This is a genomic window from Alkalihalobacillus bogoriensis ATCC BAA-922 (genome assembly GCF_000621445.1).
GTDB classification, from domain to species: Bacteria; Bacillota; Bacilli; order Bacillales; family Bacillaceae_F; genus Bacillus_AO; species Bacillus_AO bogoriense.
The window spans coordinates 271,075-287,787 of sequence record NZ_KK211279.1; the positions used below are offsets into that span (position 1 = coordinate 271,075).

The 16,713-nt window shown below is 34.2% G+C and carries 23 protein-coding genes and 1 pseudogene; 6 read left to right on the top strand and 18 right to left on the bottom strand.

Annotated features, from left to right (window positions below):
* The 10 genes from T323_RS0122270 to T323_RS0122315 form a co-directional block, all read right to left on the bottom strand.
* Positions 1-204 (bottom strand): antitoxin VbhA family protein, encoded by a 204-nt coding sequence (locus tag T323_RS0122270; protein WP_026675251.1) that lies wholly within the window; start codon positions 202-204, stop codon positions 1-3.
* Positions 205-332: 128 nt separating this feature from the next.
* Positions 333-809, bottom strand: coding sequence for a GNAT family N-acetyltransferase (locus T323_RS0122275; protein ID WP_026675252.1), 477 nt, complete (start codon positions 807-809; stop codon positions 333-335).
* Positions 810-926: 117 nt separating this feature from the next.
* Positions 927-1,184 carry a hypothetical protein gene (locus T323_RS0122280; protein WP_026675253.1) on the bottom strand — a complete coding sequence of 86 codons (258 nt, stop codon included), beginning with the start codon at positions 1,182-1,184 and terminating at the stop codon, positions 927-929.
* 40 nt (positions 1,185-1,224) lie between these two features.
* Positions 1,225-1,779 carry a hypothetical protein gene (locus tag T323_RS0122285; protein WP_026675254.1) on the bottom strand — a complete coding sequence of 185 codons (555 nt, stop codon included), beginning with the start codon at positions 1,777-1,779 and terminating at the stop codon, positions 1,225-1,227.
* 99 nt (positions 1,780-1,878) lie between these two features.
* On the bottom strand, positions 1,879-2,331 hold the full coding sequence (locus tag T323_RS0122290; protein WP_026675255.1) for an NUDIX hydrolase: 453 nt from the start codon (positions 2,329-2,331) through the stop codon (positions 1,879-1,881).
* A 363-nt stretch (positions 2,332-2,694) separates the two neighbouring features.
* A complete protein-coding gene (locus T323_RS0122295) occupies positions 2,695-3,948 on the bottom strand; it encodes an acyltransferase family protein (RefSeq protein ID WP_026675256.1) in 1,254 nt (417 codons plus the stop codon).
* A 219-nt stretch (positions 3,949-4,167) separates the two neighbouring features.
* Positions 4,168-4,605 carry a hypothetical protein gene (locus T323_RS0122300; RefSeq protein WP_026675257.1) on the bottom strand — a complete coding sequence of 146 codons (438 nt, stop codon included), beginning with the start codon at positions 4,603-4,605 and terminating at the stop codon, positions 4,168-4,170.
* A gap of 50 nt (positions 4,606-4,655) precedes the next feature.
* Positions 4,656-5,657, bottom strand: a complete 1,002-nt coding sequence (locus tag T323_RS0122305; protein WP_051556678.1) for an alpha/beta fold hydrolase — start codon at positions 5,655-5,657, stop codon at positions 4,656-4,658.
* 172 nt (positions 5,658-5,829) lie between these two features.
* Positions 5,830-6,438, bottom strand: coding sequence for a transglutaminase-like domain-containing protein (locus T323_RS0122310; protein WP_026675259.1), 609 nt, complete (start codon positions 6,436-6,438; stop codon positions 5,830-5,832).
* 64 nt (positions 6,439-6,502) lie between these two features.
* On the bottom strand, positions 6,503-6,715 hold the full coding sequence (locus tag T323_RS0122315; RefSeq protein WP_026675260.1) for a hypothetical protein: 213 nt from the start codon (positions 6,713-6,715) through the stop codon (positions 6,503-6,505).
* Between the two features lie 234 nt (positions 6,716-6,949).
* Between T323_RS0122315 and T323_RS28575 the strand changes: the two genes are divergently transcribed.
* Genes T323_RS28575 through T323_RS0122340 form a run of 5 tightly spaced genes read left to right on the top strand, consistent with a single transcriptional unit; the run spans position 6,950 to position 10,849 of the window.
* Complete coding sequence (locus T323_RS28575) at positions 6,950-7,867, top strand: AraC family transcriptional regulator (RefSeq protein WP_084309372.1); 918 nt, start codon at positions 6,950-6,952, stop codon at positions 7,865-7,867.
* A gap of 41 nt (positions 7,868-7,908) precedes the next feature.
* A complete protein-coding gene (locus T323_RS0122325; RefSeq protein WP_026675262.1) occupies positions 7,909-8,907 on the top strand; it encodes a C45 family autoproteolytic acyltransferase/hydrolase in 999 nt (332 codons plus the stop codon).
* A gap of 5 nt (positions 8,908-8,912) precedes the next feature.
* A complete protein-coding gene (locus T323_RS0122330; protein ID WP_026675263.1) occupies positions 8,913-9,320 on the top strand; it encodes a VOC family protein in 408 nt (135 codons plus the stop codon).
* Between the two features lie 42 nt (positions 9,321-9,362).
* Positions 9,363-9,782 (top strand): VOC family protein, encoded by a 420-nt coding sequence (locus T323_RS0122335; protein ID WP_026675264.1) that lies wholly within the window; start codon positions 9,363-9,365, stop codon positions 9,780-9,782.
* Between the two features lie 8 nt (positions 9,783-9,790).
* A complete protein-coding gene (locus T323_RS0122340) occupies positions 9,791-10,849 on the top strand; it encodes a serine hydrolase domain-containing protein (protein ID WP_245613759.1) in 1,059 nt (352 codons plus the stop codon).
* 262 nt (positions 10,850-11,111) lie between these two features.
* Here T323_RS0122340 and T323_RS0122345 read toward each other — a convergent pair whose 3' ends face one another.
* Entirely contained in the window at positions 11,112-11,771 is a 660-nt protein-coding gene (locus T323_RS0122345) for a 3'-5' exonuclease (protein ID WP_026675266.1), read from the bottom strand.
* Positions 11,772-11,970: 199 nt separating this feature from the next.
* On the opposite strand from T323_RS0122345, the gene T323_RS0122350 reads away from it, so the two are divergent.
* A complete protein-coding gene (locus T323_RS0122350) occupies positions 11,971-13,173 on the top strand; it encodes a PQQ-binding-like beta-propeller repeat protein (protein ID WP_026675267.1) in 1,203 nt (400 codons plus the stop codon).
* Positions 13,174-13,497: 324 nt separating this feature from the next.
* Here the strand turns inward: T323_RS0122350 and T323_RS0122355 are convergent.
* The 7 genes and pseudogenes from T323_RS0122355 to T323_RS0122385 all read right to left on the bottom strand — a co-directional run.
* Positions 13,498-13,692: pseudogene (locus T323_RS0122355) on the bottom strand (ATP-binding cassette domain-containing protein); the annotation flags it as partial.
* 125 nt (positions 13,693-13,817) lie between these two features.
* On the bottom strand, positions 13,818-14,162 hold the full coding sequence (locus T323_RS0122360; protein ID WP_026675269.1) for a DUF1048 domain-containing protein: 345 nt from the start codon (positions 14,160-14,162) through the stop codon (positions 13,818-13,820).
* Positions 14,159-14,512, bottom strand: a complete 354-nt coding sequence (locus tag T323_RS0122365) for a DUF1048 domain-containing protein (protein WP_026675270.1) — start codon at positions 14,510-14,512, stop codon at positions 14,159-14,161. The genes T323_RS0122360 and T323_RS0122365 overlap by 4 nt, the downstream gene beginning before the upstream one ends.
* A gap of 22 nt (positions 14,513-14,534) precedes the next feature.
* Positions 14,535-14,870: a DUF1048 domain-containing protein gene (locus tag T323_RS0122370; RefSeq protein WP_026675271.1), complete on the bottom strand. Its 336-nt coding sequence runs from the start codon at positions 14,868-14,870 to the stop codon at positions 14,535-14,537.
* A gap of 20 nt (positions 14,871-14,890) precedes the next feature.
* Positions 14,891-15,211: a PadR family transcriptional regulator gene (locus T323_RS0122375; protein ID WP_026675272.1), complete on the bottom strand. Its 321-nt coding sequence runs from the start codon at positions 15,209-15,211 to the stop codon at positions 14,891-14,893.
* Positions 15,212-15,485: 274 nt separating this feature from the next.
* On the bottom strand, positions 15,486-16,145 hold the full coding sequence (locus T323_RS29440; RefSeq protein ID WP_245613755.1) for a hypothetical protein: 660 nt from the start codon (positions 16,143-16,145) through the stop codon (positions 15,486-15,488).
* Between the two features lie 33 nt (positions 16,146-16,178).
* Positions 16,179-16,712 carry a GNAT family N-acetyltransferase gene (locus tag T323_RS0122385; protein WP_026675274.1) on the bottom strand — a complete coding sequence of 178 codons (534 nt, stop codon included), beginning with the start codon at positions 16,710-16,712 and terminating at the stop codon, positions 16,179-16,181.
* Position 16,713: the final 1 nt, after the last annotated feature.

Consider the following 16,713-nt stretch of genomic DNA (forward strand, 5'->3'; position numbering starts at 1 on the left):
TCAATCCCCTGTTTTTAAATATGTATCTACTATTAATTTTCGAAGCTCATCAAAATCCAATTCACCATCAACATAACTTTGGAACAAAGCCCGATGTTCTTCCGATAATGGTTTATCCGCCCCTAATGAATTCATAGCTATTGCATCAGAAACTACTTTTTGTCTTTCTGCTTTTGTGGTATTAGCAATACTGTATTTATTCATTTATATCATTCCCTTCACCCTTGAGTTTTCCATTTAAACATGAAATAAATCTTTTAAAATCTCCTATTTCATAAAGTGCTACTTGAGACTTTTCTATGCAAAGCAATAACAGTGAAGAAATACACCATTTAATCCAGTATAATCTCCATTTTTCTACTCTTTGTTGTCATTCCAATTGACCTATAAAATTCAATGGCAGATGTATTTTCCTCGGATACTCCCAATTCAATACTATTAACTTTGAGCCTTCTTCCATAATCAAAAACATAGTTAGTTAGTTTTTTTCCAATACCTTTCTTTCTATGAGTTTCAGCAACGCATAAACTCTTTATAAATAATACTTTCCTCGCGTTAACAAACGAATTTTCATTTATTTCTTCTTCCTTTGTCACTACAACACCAACTATATCGTTGCCTATAGCAGCCACAAAAATATGCTGTTTTTCATCACTCAACTGACTTTCAAAAAACTCTTGTTCGACGGGAGTAGAATTCTCTTTGTACAAATCTGGTCTTACAAAAACGTGGAATTCATGAATCTGCTTAAATAAAGGCAACAATAAAACGTAATCGTTTTGCTCGGCTTTTCGGATAGAGATATCCATATTTCTTCCTCCCCCTCCCTATTTTTGTTTAATGCTTGTCCTCTCTTCTCCCTTGTTAATTGAACAAGAATAGCGAAGACTTATATTTCTCTCGCTACCCGTTTCATTAATGATAGTTTATTTATTTCCCATATATTTTTTATATTTATTTTCACTAGAAAACCAACTTATAATTCCATATAATAATCCAAAAGGAATTGCAAACATTAAAAAGTCATACATTGTACTATTGCCCCCTTTTATATTATTAAATAAAAACCTAGTGAAGTAAGCAACAGTTCCACCCAATAGTAGTCCATACAAGAATATATATTTCCATGCCCCTAATTTTCTTGTTCTTTCCCAACTTTTCATTTCTTTCTCTTTGTTAAACACAGTAATACCTCCTATAAGTCATTAATATAAGAATTACAAATTATTCCTGTACCCATTCCATCCTATCAAAAGCATAACCGATACTCATTCCTATAACTTTATTATCAATGTGTACAAAAGATAAATTCACATTATTTTGGTGGTCAATGTACCCTATTATATATATGCCTTGATCTTTATCTTCAAAATTATAATAATTCTCACCGTACAATACTTTAACTTCATCAATAAACGCCCCTATTTTTATTCCCATTGCACTTGACGATGTCTTATTTTCTTCAAGTACACCAACTTGTAAAATTTCTTTTGTTTCTCTATCAACACCCATAATAAAATCTTGGTTCCAATATTGATCATAATTTCTTCGTGTGGCATAGTGTTCATTATCAGGATACAGCTCAAAATTTCCATTTTTCGCTATAAAAGATTTATCATTGATTGACATCCCCACTTTTATTCCATCAATACTTTCATTAGATAAATCCGTAGATTCTACTTCCCTCATCACATCTTCCATAGTATTTGAATTACAAGCCATCATTAATAACATTATTAAAGTGAAACAAAACAATGTGGAAAACCGCTTAAACTTCATTTACCTATTCCTCACTTTTAGTATATATTCATTTGAAGTCTCTTCCGCGTTAGCACCATAACTAGACATGGCGGATATTGCAACCGTTGTTGATAAGAATTATTTGTCCATTTTTTTTAAATACGGTTCAATAAAGTTCCATGTCCCTCTTGTTAAATCATCAGGTAATTCCTTCACATTAAAATACTGCACATCAATAGACTCTTGTTTATCTATTTCTATATTTCCTTTCACTTCTTTTGCTACAAAAACAGCAGTTACTGAATATAATTCATCACCATTAGATACTTTCAAATAAAAATCTTTACCAGAAAAAACGTCTAATAGCCCTAGCTCTCCAATATCAAGTCCTGTTTCTTCTTTCACTTCTCTACGTGCAGTTTCTTCTAAACTTTCACCTAATTCCATAATTCCACCTGGTAATCCCCAACTACCGTCCCTTCTCTGTTGTAATAATAACTCACTATTATCATTAAATATTAAAACTACTGAACCAGGTAGTATTAAAGGTCTATGACCAACTAATTTTCTTAATTCCTTAACATAATTCAATAAAAATCTCCTCCCCATCCGCTATAGTCTCATTTTTTATTCTGTATATATATTTCTTCAATATTACTGCCCTAATAGTTGATAACCTCTTCTGTTTAATCTTTATTCCTACCATTTCATTTTAACATTAATTTCCTTTTATAAAACATAAAAAAATCATCCCTATGTAAGGAATGTCCCGTTTACGTTATAACAAATTTTTTGTTCTCCACATAATTTTAAATTTACAACTGTCATTCCTGATCATGTTAATGAAAACCCCTCCAATAATCATTTAATTCTTCTATCAAATAATTAAAAATACTGTACTATATCCTATATGAATTAGCACAGTATTTTTAATTTATCCTGACTTTCTTTTTACTACGCTTCTTTCCGTACCTTAGGCTCCTCTTGCTTCGGCAGAGGACGTTCTTTATTCTGCGCCCAATCAAGAATTGGCTTTTCAACAAAGTAAAAAGATAAGGTTGCTACACCGTACGATATTATTAGAACGACAAAAGATACGCCCAACCATGTATTGAAATCAGCAAGACCCATGTAAACAAAATCAGGTTGCCAGTATCTCTCCACACTTAAAATAACGAGATAGTGCCAAATATAAATACCAAAGGAAACTTTGGCTGTGAAACGAAACAGTGAATTATCAAGTATTTTACCAAACCAACGTGAATGAGGTGCCGTACATAATGCACCGGCTACGAGAATGGGAAAAATCGGAAAAAAATAAGGCTGATTTTGAAAACTCACAGTGAATTCCGCTATATGTCGCATTTGAAAAATAAAGACTATAGTACAGATTAAACTTAATGCACTAATGACATCAAATCCACCTTTTTGTTTAAACCTTCGTACTCGCTCTGTTTCTGTAAAAAGTTTCACTGTAACTGCAGATGCCATGATTCCTATTGCAAACTGTCCGAAAAAACCAACAGGATTATAATTAGGCATCCAGTACTTCGCTCCACCAATCAAACCATACTCCCAGCCACGTTCAACTTCATTTGGAGTAAAAAAGGAATGGACACCTTGATTGACGATTAAAACAAACACTATCACTCCAAACCAATACAAAAGCGCTTTCGAAAATGTTCTTCTCTTCCCAAAATTGAAGAGTCCCAACATAAATATAGGCAATAACAAATAGCTAAATACTTCAAAACTTATGGACCATAGTGGGCCATTTAATTCAGATGGAAAGAGAGTAGTATAATGAAATCCTGACGTAAAAGTGAAGCCTGTGATGATTCGCAGCCATTGATAATCCGTCTGAACCTGCCAAAAGTAAGCAAGCAAAATCGAAACAAATAATGCGACATAAAAACCTGGAACAATACGGACCGCACGTCTAAACACATAGTGCTTCATATTTGGAAAGCCGCCATTTCCTAGATAACTTTTCCAAAATGGTAAAGCTAGTAAAAACCCACTTAAAACGAAGAAAACACTGACCCCCGCATTTCCTAATAGAAAAAAAGCTTGAGATTGTTGCACAATCGAAGTTTGTAAATCCATTGTTAAACGCTGTGTTAAGTGATGGAAAACAACAGCTAAACAAGCTATAGCACGAATTCCATCTGCTCCAGATAAATATGACGGCATTAATCTATTGTCCATCCTACTGCACTACCCTTCCATTACAATGATAATAAAGCCTATACAATTAATAGTAACCTAATTCTACAATGTTTTCTGCAGTAAATTTTTTCTTACACGTTTGTATGATTGACAAATGGATAGCTCCTAGCTATTCTTTACATAGAAAAAAGAGCCATCCCTGCTTATGCAAGAATTGCCTCTGTTAACTATCTGTTTTCACAAAACGTTGATACACAGTCACTGACTTCTTGCCGGTTCCCACTCAATATCCGCTTTTTCAATATTTTCGTAAAGTGTATTTTCATTGATTATTTTAAATCGACCATCATAGCCAAATTCTACACTGGTTTCTCCTACAGCAATATCATATTTATTTCCTTTATTTGTATGAAGAAAAATCACATAATCATACCGAAGAGGTGAGTTATTATCCCTTTTCATTTCCATATTTAAAAGCTCAATAGTAATCTTCTCCACTATTTCGCTATTATCAGAGTTAAAATAACGGTCTGTTTTATAATCGATAATACTAATCTCTGTAATGGATTCATCTTCACGTAACATATCTGAGATTACTTCCCCATATGTTGTAAATTGCATTTTGTCATAAAAAATATAGACCATTGCGATTAGTAGAATGATTAGCGTAATGCCAATAACTCGACTTTTTTTCATATATAAAATCCTCTCTATGAAGTCATCTCAGTAATGGATATGCAAATGAATTACATAATCGCTAATACGTCATCTTGTATAATGTTATGAAAACGCTCTGGTTCATCTAAAAAAGGAGAATGGGATGAATGTTCAAAAGTAAACATTTTCTTCTGAGGTGCCTCTATTGATTCATAGAAACGTTTAGCTTGAGTATGTGTTGTTTGAAGGTCATGATGGCCTTGAATTATAAATACTGGGAGGTTAAGTGAAGGAACGAGTTTTACCAAATCTGTTGTGCCAAGAGTATGAGCAAGTGACTTATAGCTATAATAACTGCCATACAGTATATTTTTTCGTTCTTTAAACGTATAATTTGGACAAGTCAAAGTATGTTTAAGAGTTTTAAAAAAAGAATATCCATCACGTTTAAAACCGCCACCATATATATCTGTATACTTTTTTCTAATTACAGCATAAGAATGATTTTTATAGTAATTTTCATCGAACGTTACTTTTTCTATTTCTTTAATGGCCCGATGATCATTCTGGTTTTTTGCCGTGTTTAAGATATAATTGTATGTCTCATTTTCTGATTCTTTTTGTGAACCAATTTGACCAACACCAATATACGCGTGTACGAACTCAGGTTGTTTACTAGCCACGAGGCTTCCGAGATAAGTTCCCCAGGAATGGCCCATTAGAAAAATCTTATCTTGTGAATATTTTTCTCTTAAATAATGAATGACTTCAATCGTATCATCAACCAATTGTTCAACCGTTAGTGGCTTTTCAGTTTCTTTTTTATTGTACGACATTCCTGCACCTCTTTGGTCCCAATAACAGACGGTAAAGTATTGCTGAAGATTAGTACCATAGGCTTTTATAGCAGGATAAATAGGAAAGCCAGGACCGCCATGTAAAAATAATAACAATGGATTTGCTTGATTTAACGACTCAATAATTATGCCCTGTCGTACTCCATTAATTTTTAGATATTCCTTTGTAACCGTTCCTTTTTCAGTTTTCTTATTCATGTTAATCAATGGCTTTACATTAGACTCTAAAAGCACACTCTCATCACCTTTCTTTTATTATGTAGTGCATACTCATCTATTGCTCTTCTTAAGTACTGCTCTATGAAATACGGGAGAACGCTCAAAAAGTTTCTTACTTTTATTAATTATATTTACCTCCCCAAAAAAACATATAATATTTTGCTATCTCACATCATTACTAACTAACCTATATACATCCTGGCAAATGATGCTTATACATTTCTACTATATCACTATGCTCTTTTAATACATTTATTGTTTTTGCATTCGGTTTTGTATAAATAACAGGATAGTCCTTTTCATCGAATTCCTCATTAACTGAAAAAGCTAATTTCTCTTTATCTATTGAAAACTGGGCATCTACACCAGGTTTATTTCCACGAGCATCTAACCGTATCCATTTCTCAAGTGATTTTAAAAATACAGCATTTAAAGCGTGAAGAGAGTATCCTTTTTCAGGTGTATCAAATAACATTAATCGCTGATAACAGAATCCTGTTGGAATTTGTTGAGAACGTAATAAAGCTGCCAACAGATTTGATTTTGCATAACAAATCCCTTCTTTATATTTCAAAACATCTGATGCATGACAAGTCACACGTGTTCCCTGAATATCCCAAGAGTGAGCGATTTCATCACGGACAAATTCAAAAGCTATCTTGACTTTTTCAACTTCTGTTTGACTTGAATGAAAAAGCTCTTCCATTTTTCCTTTTATCAATGGATTAGAATAATTAACTTCATTTAATTCAAGCAGATAATCTTCTAATTTGTTAGACTCACAAATCAATTTCAATACTATCGCCACCTCATTATATATAGTCATATTACTATTCCATTTTCACACTGAACATTAAAGGTTATAGTAATACTCCTACTATGCCTAAAACAATTCCAGTCCCTAAAAAAGTAACTGTACCGCTAATTCTTTTTCTGTTTCTCTCTGCCATTTCAATGGAAAGTTTATCACCAATGTTAAGTTTCTTAAACTCACTCCATAATTGATAAAACTTAAAAGAAGATAATACCAAGAAAAATGAAGATAAAATCACAAAAAATATAGTCCATTCCAATGAATTTGTCCTCCTATTAATGGTGTTAAGTTATCGTAAGTTTAAGTAAAGAATTATATAATTTCCAGTCAATCTTATACACAACTTAATCTCCTGTATTTTACCATATATATTTATAGACTTATGATGTGATTTTTTATAAGGATAGTTAGAATCCATTAAAAGGAAAAGGATTATGAATACAAAAAGGCGAAAAAGATGAAGCAAATGGATTTGAAAGAAAGGATTTGACTTATGACTCATTACGATGACCGAATAAATGATGTGATGAAATATATTGAACATAATCTGTCAAAAAAGATAACCCTTGAAGAACTTGCCGAAATCTCGAACTTCTCAAAGTATCACTTCTCCCGAGTATTTACTTCTATTGTCGGAATGACACCATATGCTTTTCTAAATGACCGTCGATTAACAAAATCCTTACATTATCTTGTAAACACAGATAAAACTGTGCTCGAGATTTCTATTTTATGTGGGTTTGATTCGGCCTCAAATTTTAACCGCGCCTTCAAAAAGTGTTATGGCTATACTCCGAGCTCAGTAAGACAAAAACCAGAAATAATTAGCAATATTTCATTACATCATGACAATAATCCGCAAGAAAAGATTCCTCCTTCTCGTTATGCTAATAGTGAGATAAAAAATCACTTATTAAGGAGGATTTGGAATATGAATATTACAGTTACGGAACTACCAAACTTAGACATTGCGTATGTTAGGCATGTTGGAAGTTATCTTGAAACAGGCCAAACTTGGCGGAAATTAGGTGAATGGGCAGCAAAGCATGAGCTCTTGCCACCTAATCACTCTTTTATTGGCATTTCACTTGATGACCCAAATGTTACGGATGAGTATTCTTGTCGGTATGATGCCTGCGTTACAATTAACGATAGTTTAAAAAAAGATAGTGATTCTTCTATCAACTATCGAACATTACAAGGTGGCCTTTATGCATTATATCCGTTCTACGATACAATTGATAAACTCGCAATCGCCTATCAAACGGTATACGGACAATGGTTACCAACGAGCGAATATGAACCTGAAGATAAACATAGTTTAGAGTTTTGTATGAACAACCCATTTGAAGACCCTGAAGGAAAAGCGAAAATCGATTTGTATATCCCCATAAGAAAAAGACACTTATAAACGTAAAATAGCATTTTAGCTTGATAACTGGAGGCCAGCTCATGTACCATCCGCGATTACGAGGGAAATATTATGATGTAGGAAAACATTATGGCGGCATCCTCTATAAAAACGGTTTTGTTTTTCCAGAGGTTTCAAAAGAAAAAATAGAGTTTGGTATGGAAAGCTTACCATACTTAGAACGCTTTTATCCTCAAATTTTCGAAGAGATTAAAGGGTTTTCCGAAGCATGCCATACGCCTTTTGAACAAGTGAGTTCTTTTCTATTAAGCATTGGAGTTTTCGATACAACTGCTCAATGTAGTATTTTTGCTTCATTTCAAAACAATGAAATGATCGTTGGAAGAAACTATGATATGTTACGGAATGTTAAACCGTTTTTGGAAAGCTCGTTACTTTGTATCGAGAATAAATACCGCTATGTCGGACATTCAGATGTTTTCATTGGAAAAGTTGACGGGCTAAATGAAAAAGGGTTATTCATTGGGATGACACTTGTTCCAGAAGAAAAGACTCGACCTGGTATAAACTTTTATTTTGCTATTCGTTATATTCTTGAACATTGTCAAAATGTAAATGAAGCGATAAAAATTCTTGAGAATTTTCATTCGTCACTGAGCAATAATTATCTCATCGCAGACCAAAGTGGCAATATGGCTGTTGTGGAGGTAGGGCCAAATCACTTTCACGTCATTAGACCGGATCACGGTGAATCTTTTATCGTAAGCACGAACCATTTTACACATGCAACTTCTATTCCAATCGCCTCATGGAGTAAAACATGTGAAAGAAAAACGAGTATGTCTCAGTTTTTACAAGAACAGGAAACCATGTCAGAACAAACAGCAAAACAAATGATGTCAGATACGAAAGGCCATGTATGCTTACAATTAAATCAGTATAACTTTGGAACATTGTATTCTTTAGTTCTTAATTTGAACAATCTAACTATCCAGAGAGCAGAAGGTGCTCCTAACAGGTCAAAGTACAAAATAGATAATAGACTACAAACCGAAGTATTTAAACATGTAATGGAGTGAATAAAATGAAAGAAATATTAAGTAGAATTGATTGTACTTTTATTCCTGTACACAACATACCTGAATCTATTGATTGGTATGTGAATAATCTCGGCTGTAAGTTCATGTGGCATGATGGAGGGTATGCAGCATTAAATATTAATGCTGTTCACCCTGAGGAAGGGCAAGGTAATATTGTGTTAGGACAAGCCATGATTACTTTAGTTCAAGCCGATGACGTAACTCCCCTCACCTTCACCTTCGATAAAAAAGAGCACCCCGTCATTAATTTTTACACAAAAGATATTGAATTCACCTATGGACAATTGAAAAAGAATGGTGTTGAGGTCAGCGACATTCATACATATGGTCCTTTAAAAAGTATCGAATTTAAAGAGTTAAACGGGCATTTATTAGGAGTTTGTTGTTTTTGAGTTGGTTATATGTTTTAGCGCTAGGATAAAGGAGAAATCACAATGACCATTTATTTAAAAAATGCAAAACAAGTAAGGCTTGTAAAAAATGTTCAGCAAGCAAAAGAATACTATTCCAATGTATTAGGTTTTTCAGTAGATTGTTGGGGGCATGCCAAAAGAGATAATGTCGGTTTCTTGCTCCAACAAGCGGATAAACCTGAACATATTCATCCTAATGAAAAAGCAACGTATCTTGATAAAAACTGGGCAGGCCCCCCAATGGGGTGGGATACATATTGCTACTCCACTTACGATGAAGTGCTTTCTCTGTATGATGAATATACCGAAAATGGTGCCATCATCGCTTATGAACCTATTAAAGAAAACATGGGAAACCAAGAGTGGATTGAATTTGCAGTTCGTGACTTAGATGGATATGTCATCGTCTTTGGTGGCGGTAAACCTAAAAAGGGAGTATGAATGTGAAGATGAAACGTCCTATTGTGTTAGCATTGTTCTTATTTCTATTTCTCTTGAATGGATGTGAATGGAAAGTTGAAGTTGCCCAAAACCACACTACTTTCGATTATAGCAAGCTTAGCGCTGAGCATATTAAACAACTAAACAAAGTGGACCTCAACATTCAAAAGGACAAAGATGCTTATAGTTTCCTTTATTTCAAAGATCAACAGTTAATCCTAGAAAGCTATTACAACGGAATCAAGCGTTCAGATGAAAATAACATAAAGTCGATGACAAAAGTGGTCATGACCACGTTAATCGGCATCGCCATTGAAGAAGGTCATATCGAAAGTGTAGACCAGGCTATAACTGACTTTTTTCCAGAATACCCTTTTCAAGATGAAAAACAGGAGATTACAATCAAGCATCTTCTGACCATGACTGATGGACTATCCATTGAGGAAAATTCTCCGGAAATGATGGAACTATTTGAGTCCTCTCCAAACTGGATTGAAGATATACTACATCTCCCATTAGCACATACACCTGGTGAAAAGTATAACTATAGTTCCGCTAGTACTCACTTATTATCAGCCATTATTACAAAATCAACAGGAATGAATGCGATGGAGTATGGAAATTTAAAATTATTTGGTCCGCTCGGATTTACAGTAACTCAATGGAATGAAGACCCACAAGGAAACAATATGGGTGGTTCACAATTATATTTAACTCCGCTACAACTTTTAAAAATTGGGCAATTATATTTAAATGTAGGAAAGTGGGATGGCCAATCTATTGTTTCTGAGGAATGGATAATGGAAGCTACTAGTCGCCAATCAGATGGCCAAAACAGAGGCTTGAATTCAGCTTCATATGGATACGGATGGTGGATTTTGAACACGATGGATGACTATGCAGAAACAAATATTTATGTAGCAACAGGTTATGGTGAACAATATATGATCATTGACCCTGATACAGGCTCGATGCTTATCCTAACGAGAAATTCGGATGTTCAGCCGGAGCAGCTAGTGTCTCATTTTGATGAGGTAATGGAGTTGGTGAGGTTTGAAGGGAATTAATGTAATTTTCTTTTAAATTATCATACAAACGAAGTTACCTTCTTCTACAGCAAGTGTTCTAATTCTCCCCCTAATGAGGAGGAGTGTAAGATATAGTGATGTAAGGGTTCTCTTTTAACTACACTCCACTCCCCCATTCGTTTGACTGTATTTTTTACATCCAATTATCCCAAAAACTCTAAAAGGTATTTCTATATTTTTCTGTTTATTTCACCCTTTAAGCCACGAATTCTATTTTTCCTCTACCAAATCTGCTAAAGTTTTACAACGGTTTAATTTTAAATCTCTTCACATTTATAGGTTTATTAATGGCTAAATCTCTTATATTACGTTTTTCAAATTCAGTTAATATCTTCTTAAAAATCCTGCTAATAACGATACTATCATCCAATGCATCATGCCTCTTTATGTCATCATCTTTAATCTCATAGAATTTAATTAAGAAGTCTGTCCAAATAATCTCATTAATTTCAGGATGTAAGTAAGAAAATAAAGCCTTAGTATCTAAAGTTACATTATTTAACATCTTTAGATTGTTATTATCGCATTCTTTTTTTAGTAATGGTAAGTCAAATTCATAACCAGCATGTGTAACTAAAACAGCATCTCCAATAAACTTTAGGAATTCAGGATAAATCTCACTAATGTCTGGAGCATTTTTAATCATTTCGTTGTTAACACCTGTAAATTGTTCTACTTTCTCAGGTATTGGTTTTGGAGAACGAACATATGAATTAAACGTTTTCCCTTCTAAAATTTGTCCGTCCTCAAACATAACTGCGCCAATCTGAGTAATATATTCATCCTTGTACTTAATTCCTGTTGCCTCAAAATCAAAAATACAATATTTTTGATTTTGTATGTCCTGTAAATATAAATCTTCTAATGTATAATCCTCATTAGAAATATAAGTTAACTTCATTTATTCATTCTCCTTCCGGTTACCATATTTATTAAATAGACTTTTCTACTATTTTGCTAGGAAATCTCACTTATTCTCCCTTTCACTCTACCATATTATCAAAAAACATATGGAATATAATTTCAATTTTTACTTGATTTATCATTTTTGTTATTTAATAATGTTAAGTATGTTTTTTTATAGTATAGGAGGTAATAATATGAAAAAGATAACATTTGTTTTGTTCTTCGCTTTTCTTGTTTCTATCATGGCTGCTTGCGGAGACAATTCAAAAGAGACTTCTAGTTCTAGTAGCTCTTCGTCAAAAGACACTGTCATTATTGATGTGAACAGTGTGTCCCCTTCAAAGTCTCTTGAAGATGTCGGTGGAGAAACCTTTAAAAAAAGTTTCATGGGAAATTCCCCTGTTTTCATTCGAGATGAAATCCTTGTCACCTTTGAAGGTGGATTAAAAGCCTATGAGTGGAGAACAGGTCAATTTTTATGGGAATATGATTTAGGTGACAGCACTGTTAAATACATTCCAGATGCTTCATTCCACTCTACATTTCTGGCAGAAGATTATGTTTTTTATGGAAAAGAAGGAGAGATGTATCGAGTAGGTATCGATATAAATCCAGAAAATAATTCCCACGAGAAAATTGAAATTCCACTAATATCGAGGTTCCATGTAGACGGTAGTACAGTTTATGCACAAAATAGAATGGAAGATGACAGAGCAAAGATTTTTTCTTTCGACGCTAATACATTAGACATACACTGGGAAACTGAGCTTGAGAATGTTGGTTCGTTAGATGTTTTTCATGTATCGGACAATTATGTAATTATCGATGCAGGAGTATCCTTTAAGGCCGTTGTTCTAAACGCAGGTACGGGAGAAATTTTGTATGAAGAGGAAGGCAAAAGTGCCTATTTTCATGGTGGAATATCTATCGGAGAAGACGTTTATCTCATCCGTTTAAATGCAGGTGAAACAGGAACTGTTTTCCACATTAATCCGAATACTGGTGAAAAAACTGAATTCGATACAATTGAAGGTACGGATTCATATTCAGATGTTACGTCAATTTATAATTTTGAAGACAAAATTCTTTTTACCACTGACCAAAAAGCATACTATTATAACCCTTCAGAGAAAAAATTAGAATGGATTATAGAAAACTCAGATGAAACAAGCGGTAGAACAGAATATGTGAGATTAGGGAATTACTTCTACACGGTACTAAGATCAAGTGATTTTACCCATGACTATATTGTCAAAGTTGATATTTCAAAAGGGGAAATCGTCGATTCTTACACGCTCGCTGGTCTTTCAGATAGCAGTTCGAAGATTTTCCCTATCAATGATTCCAGTTTTATCGGATTCATCCGTGATGGTTACATGTATTACTTAGAAGAATAGTTCTTATAGAGTGCTAAATTAAATTTAGCACTCTTTCTAGTAACTGTCCCAAACTCAATCCTATCGGACATCTGTTCCGCTATTTCATGAAAAATAGGCAAATAGTGAGCCCGTTCGGACGTATGTTCCGCTATTTGACCTAAAAAAGGGTGATAAACTCTCTGTTTTTCTTGTTTAACGGAACAGATGTCCGATAGTATTTTAAAACTATTACTTTTAACAAAAATAACGGAATAGATGTCCGTAAGAAAGGTGATGCAGGCATAATCTATATTTCCAACTGTAAAATTACCCCAACTGGTGTTTAAACGCTTTATTCGCAACACAAATACAAACTTTACCACTATCTTGCTTCATTAGTGTAGAGAGGATATTGACCGTTGTCGTCTTGCCCGCTCCATTGGAACCTAGCAATGCAAAGATCTCTCCACTCTGCACCTCAAAATCTACCCCATTTATGACTCCTTTATCTTTAAAAGATTTTTTTAATCCTCTAACAGAAATTGCTACACTATTCATCGTTTCTCCTCCTTTTAAAAGTGTATCTCTCTACTTAGCATTACTGATATTCTGTATTACTTACTACCGTACTAAAAAAATAACTAATATTTAAAACCGTTATGCCACCAATCACTACGTCTCATTTATTTTTTCATAACTTTATCAATTTTTTGATTCACTGTTTCTTGATAGAGATCAGCATATGTTGTTGAATCTCCAATAAGTGCATCACAGAAAGCGGCAACGTCTGTTCCAGTAACTTCAAGCACACCTTTCCCGCTAGCTGCACTTTCTTCAAAAAAGCTGACAATATCCGAAAGTAGCCCAACACCCTCGCTTAGTTCAATAGGACCAACTTTAAAGAGATAATTTTGAATCTCATGATAAACAACTTGGTAATCTTTTGGTAATGATTTAACACGAGAAACATGGGCTCTCCATGCTTTTTTATCTTCAATGATTTTTTTGATGGTATTTATGATTCTCATTTCAACCCTCCTAATTTTTTTGCTACATTCTTATTAAGTTGTTCACGCCATTTATCTCGATACGATTTCGCACTTTCTACACCAACAAGCGCTGTGCAAAAGCCCCCTATATCGGCTCCTAGTACTTCCTCGACACTCTGACCGCCTGCTGATGCAACCTCAAGCAATTCAAGAACACTATCAAAAGCCGGCATCAGATTACGTCCACTAAAATCTCCGTGAATCCAAAGATTACTTGTTATCTCTTCCCAAGCGCTTTGATATTCAGCTGGTAAAACTTTTACTCGTTCTTCAAAATTTTTCATTTCGTTATTTATATCCTTACCAGTTATTTTTTCAAAAAAGTTCATTGTAGTCTCCTCCTTTAAGGTTTTATTCTTTAATCGAATTATTCAGTTTATGACGCTGCTTATCAACCCATGATTTTGCATCAATGACGAGATCATCACAGAAGGTTGATACGTCGTTACCAGTAACTTCTTTTACTCGCTTGCCGTTAGCTGATGCCTCTTCAAGTAGGTCGATGATGTGATTGAAGATGAATTTTGATTCTTGCCAATCCATCACGCGGCCAGTGTTCCAAAGATATTTTTGCATAGCTTTGTATGCTTTGTGGTACTCACTTGGAAGTGCCTTCGCACGTGCTTCCATCGCCTTCCACTCCCGCTTGTCATTGAAATTTCCTATTATTTTTTCAATCAGACTCATATTCAATCTCCTTTTAGTCATTATTTTATTTTAAGCTCATTAATTTTACTTGAAACAAACTCCCATTTCTTCCAAAACAAATCGAGTTGCTCTTGACCAGCAGTGTTGAGTGTGTAAAATTTTCTCGGCGGTCCCATAGTGGAAGGCTTTTTTTCAATGTCCACCAAATTGTTTTTCTCAAGTCTCATTGTAATCGTATAAACTGTACCTTCAACAACATCAGTAAATCCAAGTGCTCGCAGCTGTTGTGTAATTTCATAACCGTAAGTTTCTCCGCGGCTGATGATTTCAAGCACACACCCCTCCAGCACTCCTTTCAACATTTCTGTAATATGTTCCAAAATTCTCCCCCTCCCGTAGTATTACACTTTATTTTATTAGCCTATTATAAAAATTGAATTTCCTACACAGTATTCTGTAATACTTATTACTGCTATATAGTAATGCAGAATACCTTCACTTGTCAAACCCATTTTTAAAATTATGAACACCATAATTAGACTAATAACAAAAAAAGAGCAACAGGGCTCTTTTTCATCCAAACTTTAAACACAAGGGATATTACCTTCTACCTATCTCATATGTGCCCTTTTATTTCACTCCATCTAACACCTGTTATTCCCCATAAACATCAAGCCCCACAATACTCCCGTCCTTATCATCAACAACTAAAACCATCCGTTCGGCAAAAGAACTAAACAGTCGAATCGTTTCAGCTTCCTTTAATTTATCTTCTAGAAACCAGCCCTTTGGTTGAAGGGATAACAAACCGTATTTTGCAAAAAATGAGTGTGTAATAAATTCTTGTAACTTCTCTGTTTCTTTTAAATTTAGCGGTTCAATTTTTGCTTGGTTTACCTCAAAATAATTCAACTTCCTTGATGAATGAAAGGTGGCGCGATCAGTGCTGCGGTATAAATCAGCAATCACAGGATAGGTCCCAACCGAAAGTTTGTCTTGTACCATTTTTTTCGATGCATCTTTTAGACACCTTACATTTATTTCTGTTAACTTCCCATCGATAAAGATTTGCTTTACATCTGAATAATGAGGTACTATTTCCTCCATTGTCATCTTGAGAGCCCTTTCATTTGGAACAGGGAAGGTGGCTAGAGCATCAGTTTTTAGAAGTACATCATACGAAGCAAAAAACAAACATACTTCACTCATTTCCGTTAATACACCTGTTGAATCAATGGGTACAATTTCAAGTTCTCCATTTTCAACATTCATTTCATTTTCCGGTTCTTTGATAATAGTTAGCCATGCATACAAAAAACTACCTCCATTCTTTTCCTGAACAAAATATCATTTCTTGTATTCCATTAACCAACAATCTTGATATTCACCTTCGTGCCACTCATTCTTTGGAAGGAACTTCACTTTTTTAAATCCACACTTTTCATAACAGCGAATTGCCCTTTTATTTCTTGTTTGAGGGTCCATTACTACTCTTATTGCTTTTATTTCTTCGGTTAAGAACTGAACCATAGAGGATACAAGTAATGTTCCTATTCCTTTATTCCAATATGCTACTTCTCCAATGAATTGGTCGGTACCAAAGATAATCTCATTCGCATATCCATAATTTTTTTTCGTTTCTTCGTCCATAGGATAAAATTGAATATAGCCAACTTCATGGCCACCAAATTCAACAATACATCTAACCTCATCATCTTCAGCTGGATAAAAAGCTTTTTCAACCTTTTCAATGTCCATTGGATTGTCTCTTCCTTCATAAAATTCGAGCACTGTCGGATCAGACAGCCACTTTACTAACAGAAACTTATCCTTAATTTCTAATTTGCGAACTTTAAGATGATCATTTTGAAAAAGTAACATA

Bases quoted from the DNA above. Each gene is read 5' to 3' on its own strand.
- T323_RS0122335 (WP_026675264.1), top strand. From the start codon at position 9,363: ATGACCATTTATTTAAAAAATGCAAAACAAGTAAGGCTTGTAAAAAAT.
- T323_RS0122300 (WP_026675257.1), bottom strand. From the start codon at position 4,605: ATGAAAAAAAGTCGAGTTATTGGCATTACGCTAATCATTCTACTAATC.
- T323_RS0122350 (WP_026675267.1), top strand. From the start codon at position 11,971: ATGAAAAAGATAACATTTGTTTTGTTCTTCGCTTTTCTTGTTTCTATC.
- T323_RS0122360 (WP_026675269.1), bottom strand. From the start codon at position 14,162: ATGAGAATCATAAATACCATCAAAAAAATCATTGAAGATAAAAAAGCA.
- T323_RS0122345 (WP_026675266.1), bottom strand. From the start codon at position 11,771: ATGAAGTTAACTTATATTTCTAATGAGGATTATACATTAGAAGATTTA.
- T323_RS0122340 (WP_245613759.1), top strand. From the start codon at position 9,791: ATGAAACGTCCTATTGTGTTAGCATTGTTCTTATTTCTATTTCTCTTG.
- T323_RS0122275 (WP_026675252.1), bottom strand. From the start codon at position 809: ATGGATATCTCTATCCGAAAAGCCGAGCAAAACGATTACGTTTTATTG.
- T323_RS0122325 (WP_026675262.1), top strand. From the start codon at position 7,909: ATGTACCATCCGCGATTACGAGGGAAATATTATGATGTAGGAAAACAT.
- T323_RS0122385 (WP_026675274.1), bottom strand. From the start codon at position 16,712: ATGTTACTTTTTCAAAATGATCATCTTAAAGTTCGCAAATTAGAAATT.
- T323_RS0122270 (WP_026675251.1), bottom strand. From the start codon at position 204: ATGAATAAATACAGTATTGCTAATACCACAAAAGCAGAAAGACAAAAA.
- T323_RS0122295 (WP_026675256.1), bottom strand. From the start codon at position 3,948: ATGGACAATAGATTAATGCCGTCATATTTATCTGGAGCAGATGGAATT.
- T323_RS0122370 (WP_026675271.1), bottom strand. From the start codon at position 14,870: ATGAGTCTGATTGAAAAAATAATAGGAAATTTCAATGACAAGCGGGAG.
- T323_RS0122330 (WP_026675263.1), top strand. From the start codon at position 8,913: ATGAAAGAAATATTAAGTAGAATTGATTGTACTTTTATTCCTGTACAC.
- T323_RS28575 (WP_084309372.1), top strand. From the start codon at position 6,950: ATGACTCATTACGATGACCGAATAAATGATGTGATGAAATATATTGAA.
- T323_RS0122365 (WP_026675270.1), bottom strand. From the start codon at position 14,512: ATGAACTTTTTTGAAAAAATAACTGGTAAGGATATAAATAACGAAATG.
- T323_RS0122285 (WP_026675254.1), bottom strand. From the start codon at position 1,779: ATGAAGTTTAAGCGGTTTTCCACATTGTTTTGTTTCACTTTAATAATG.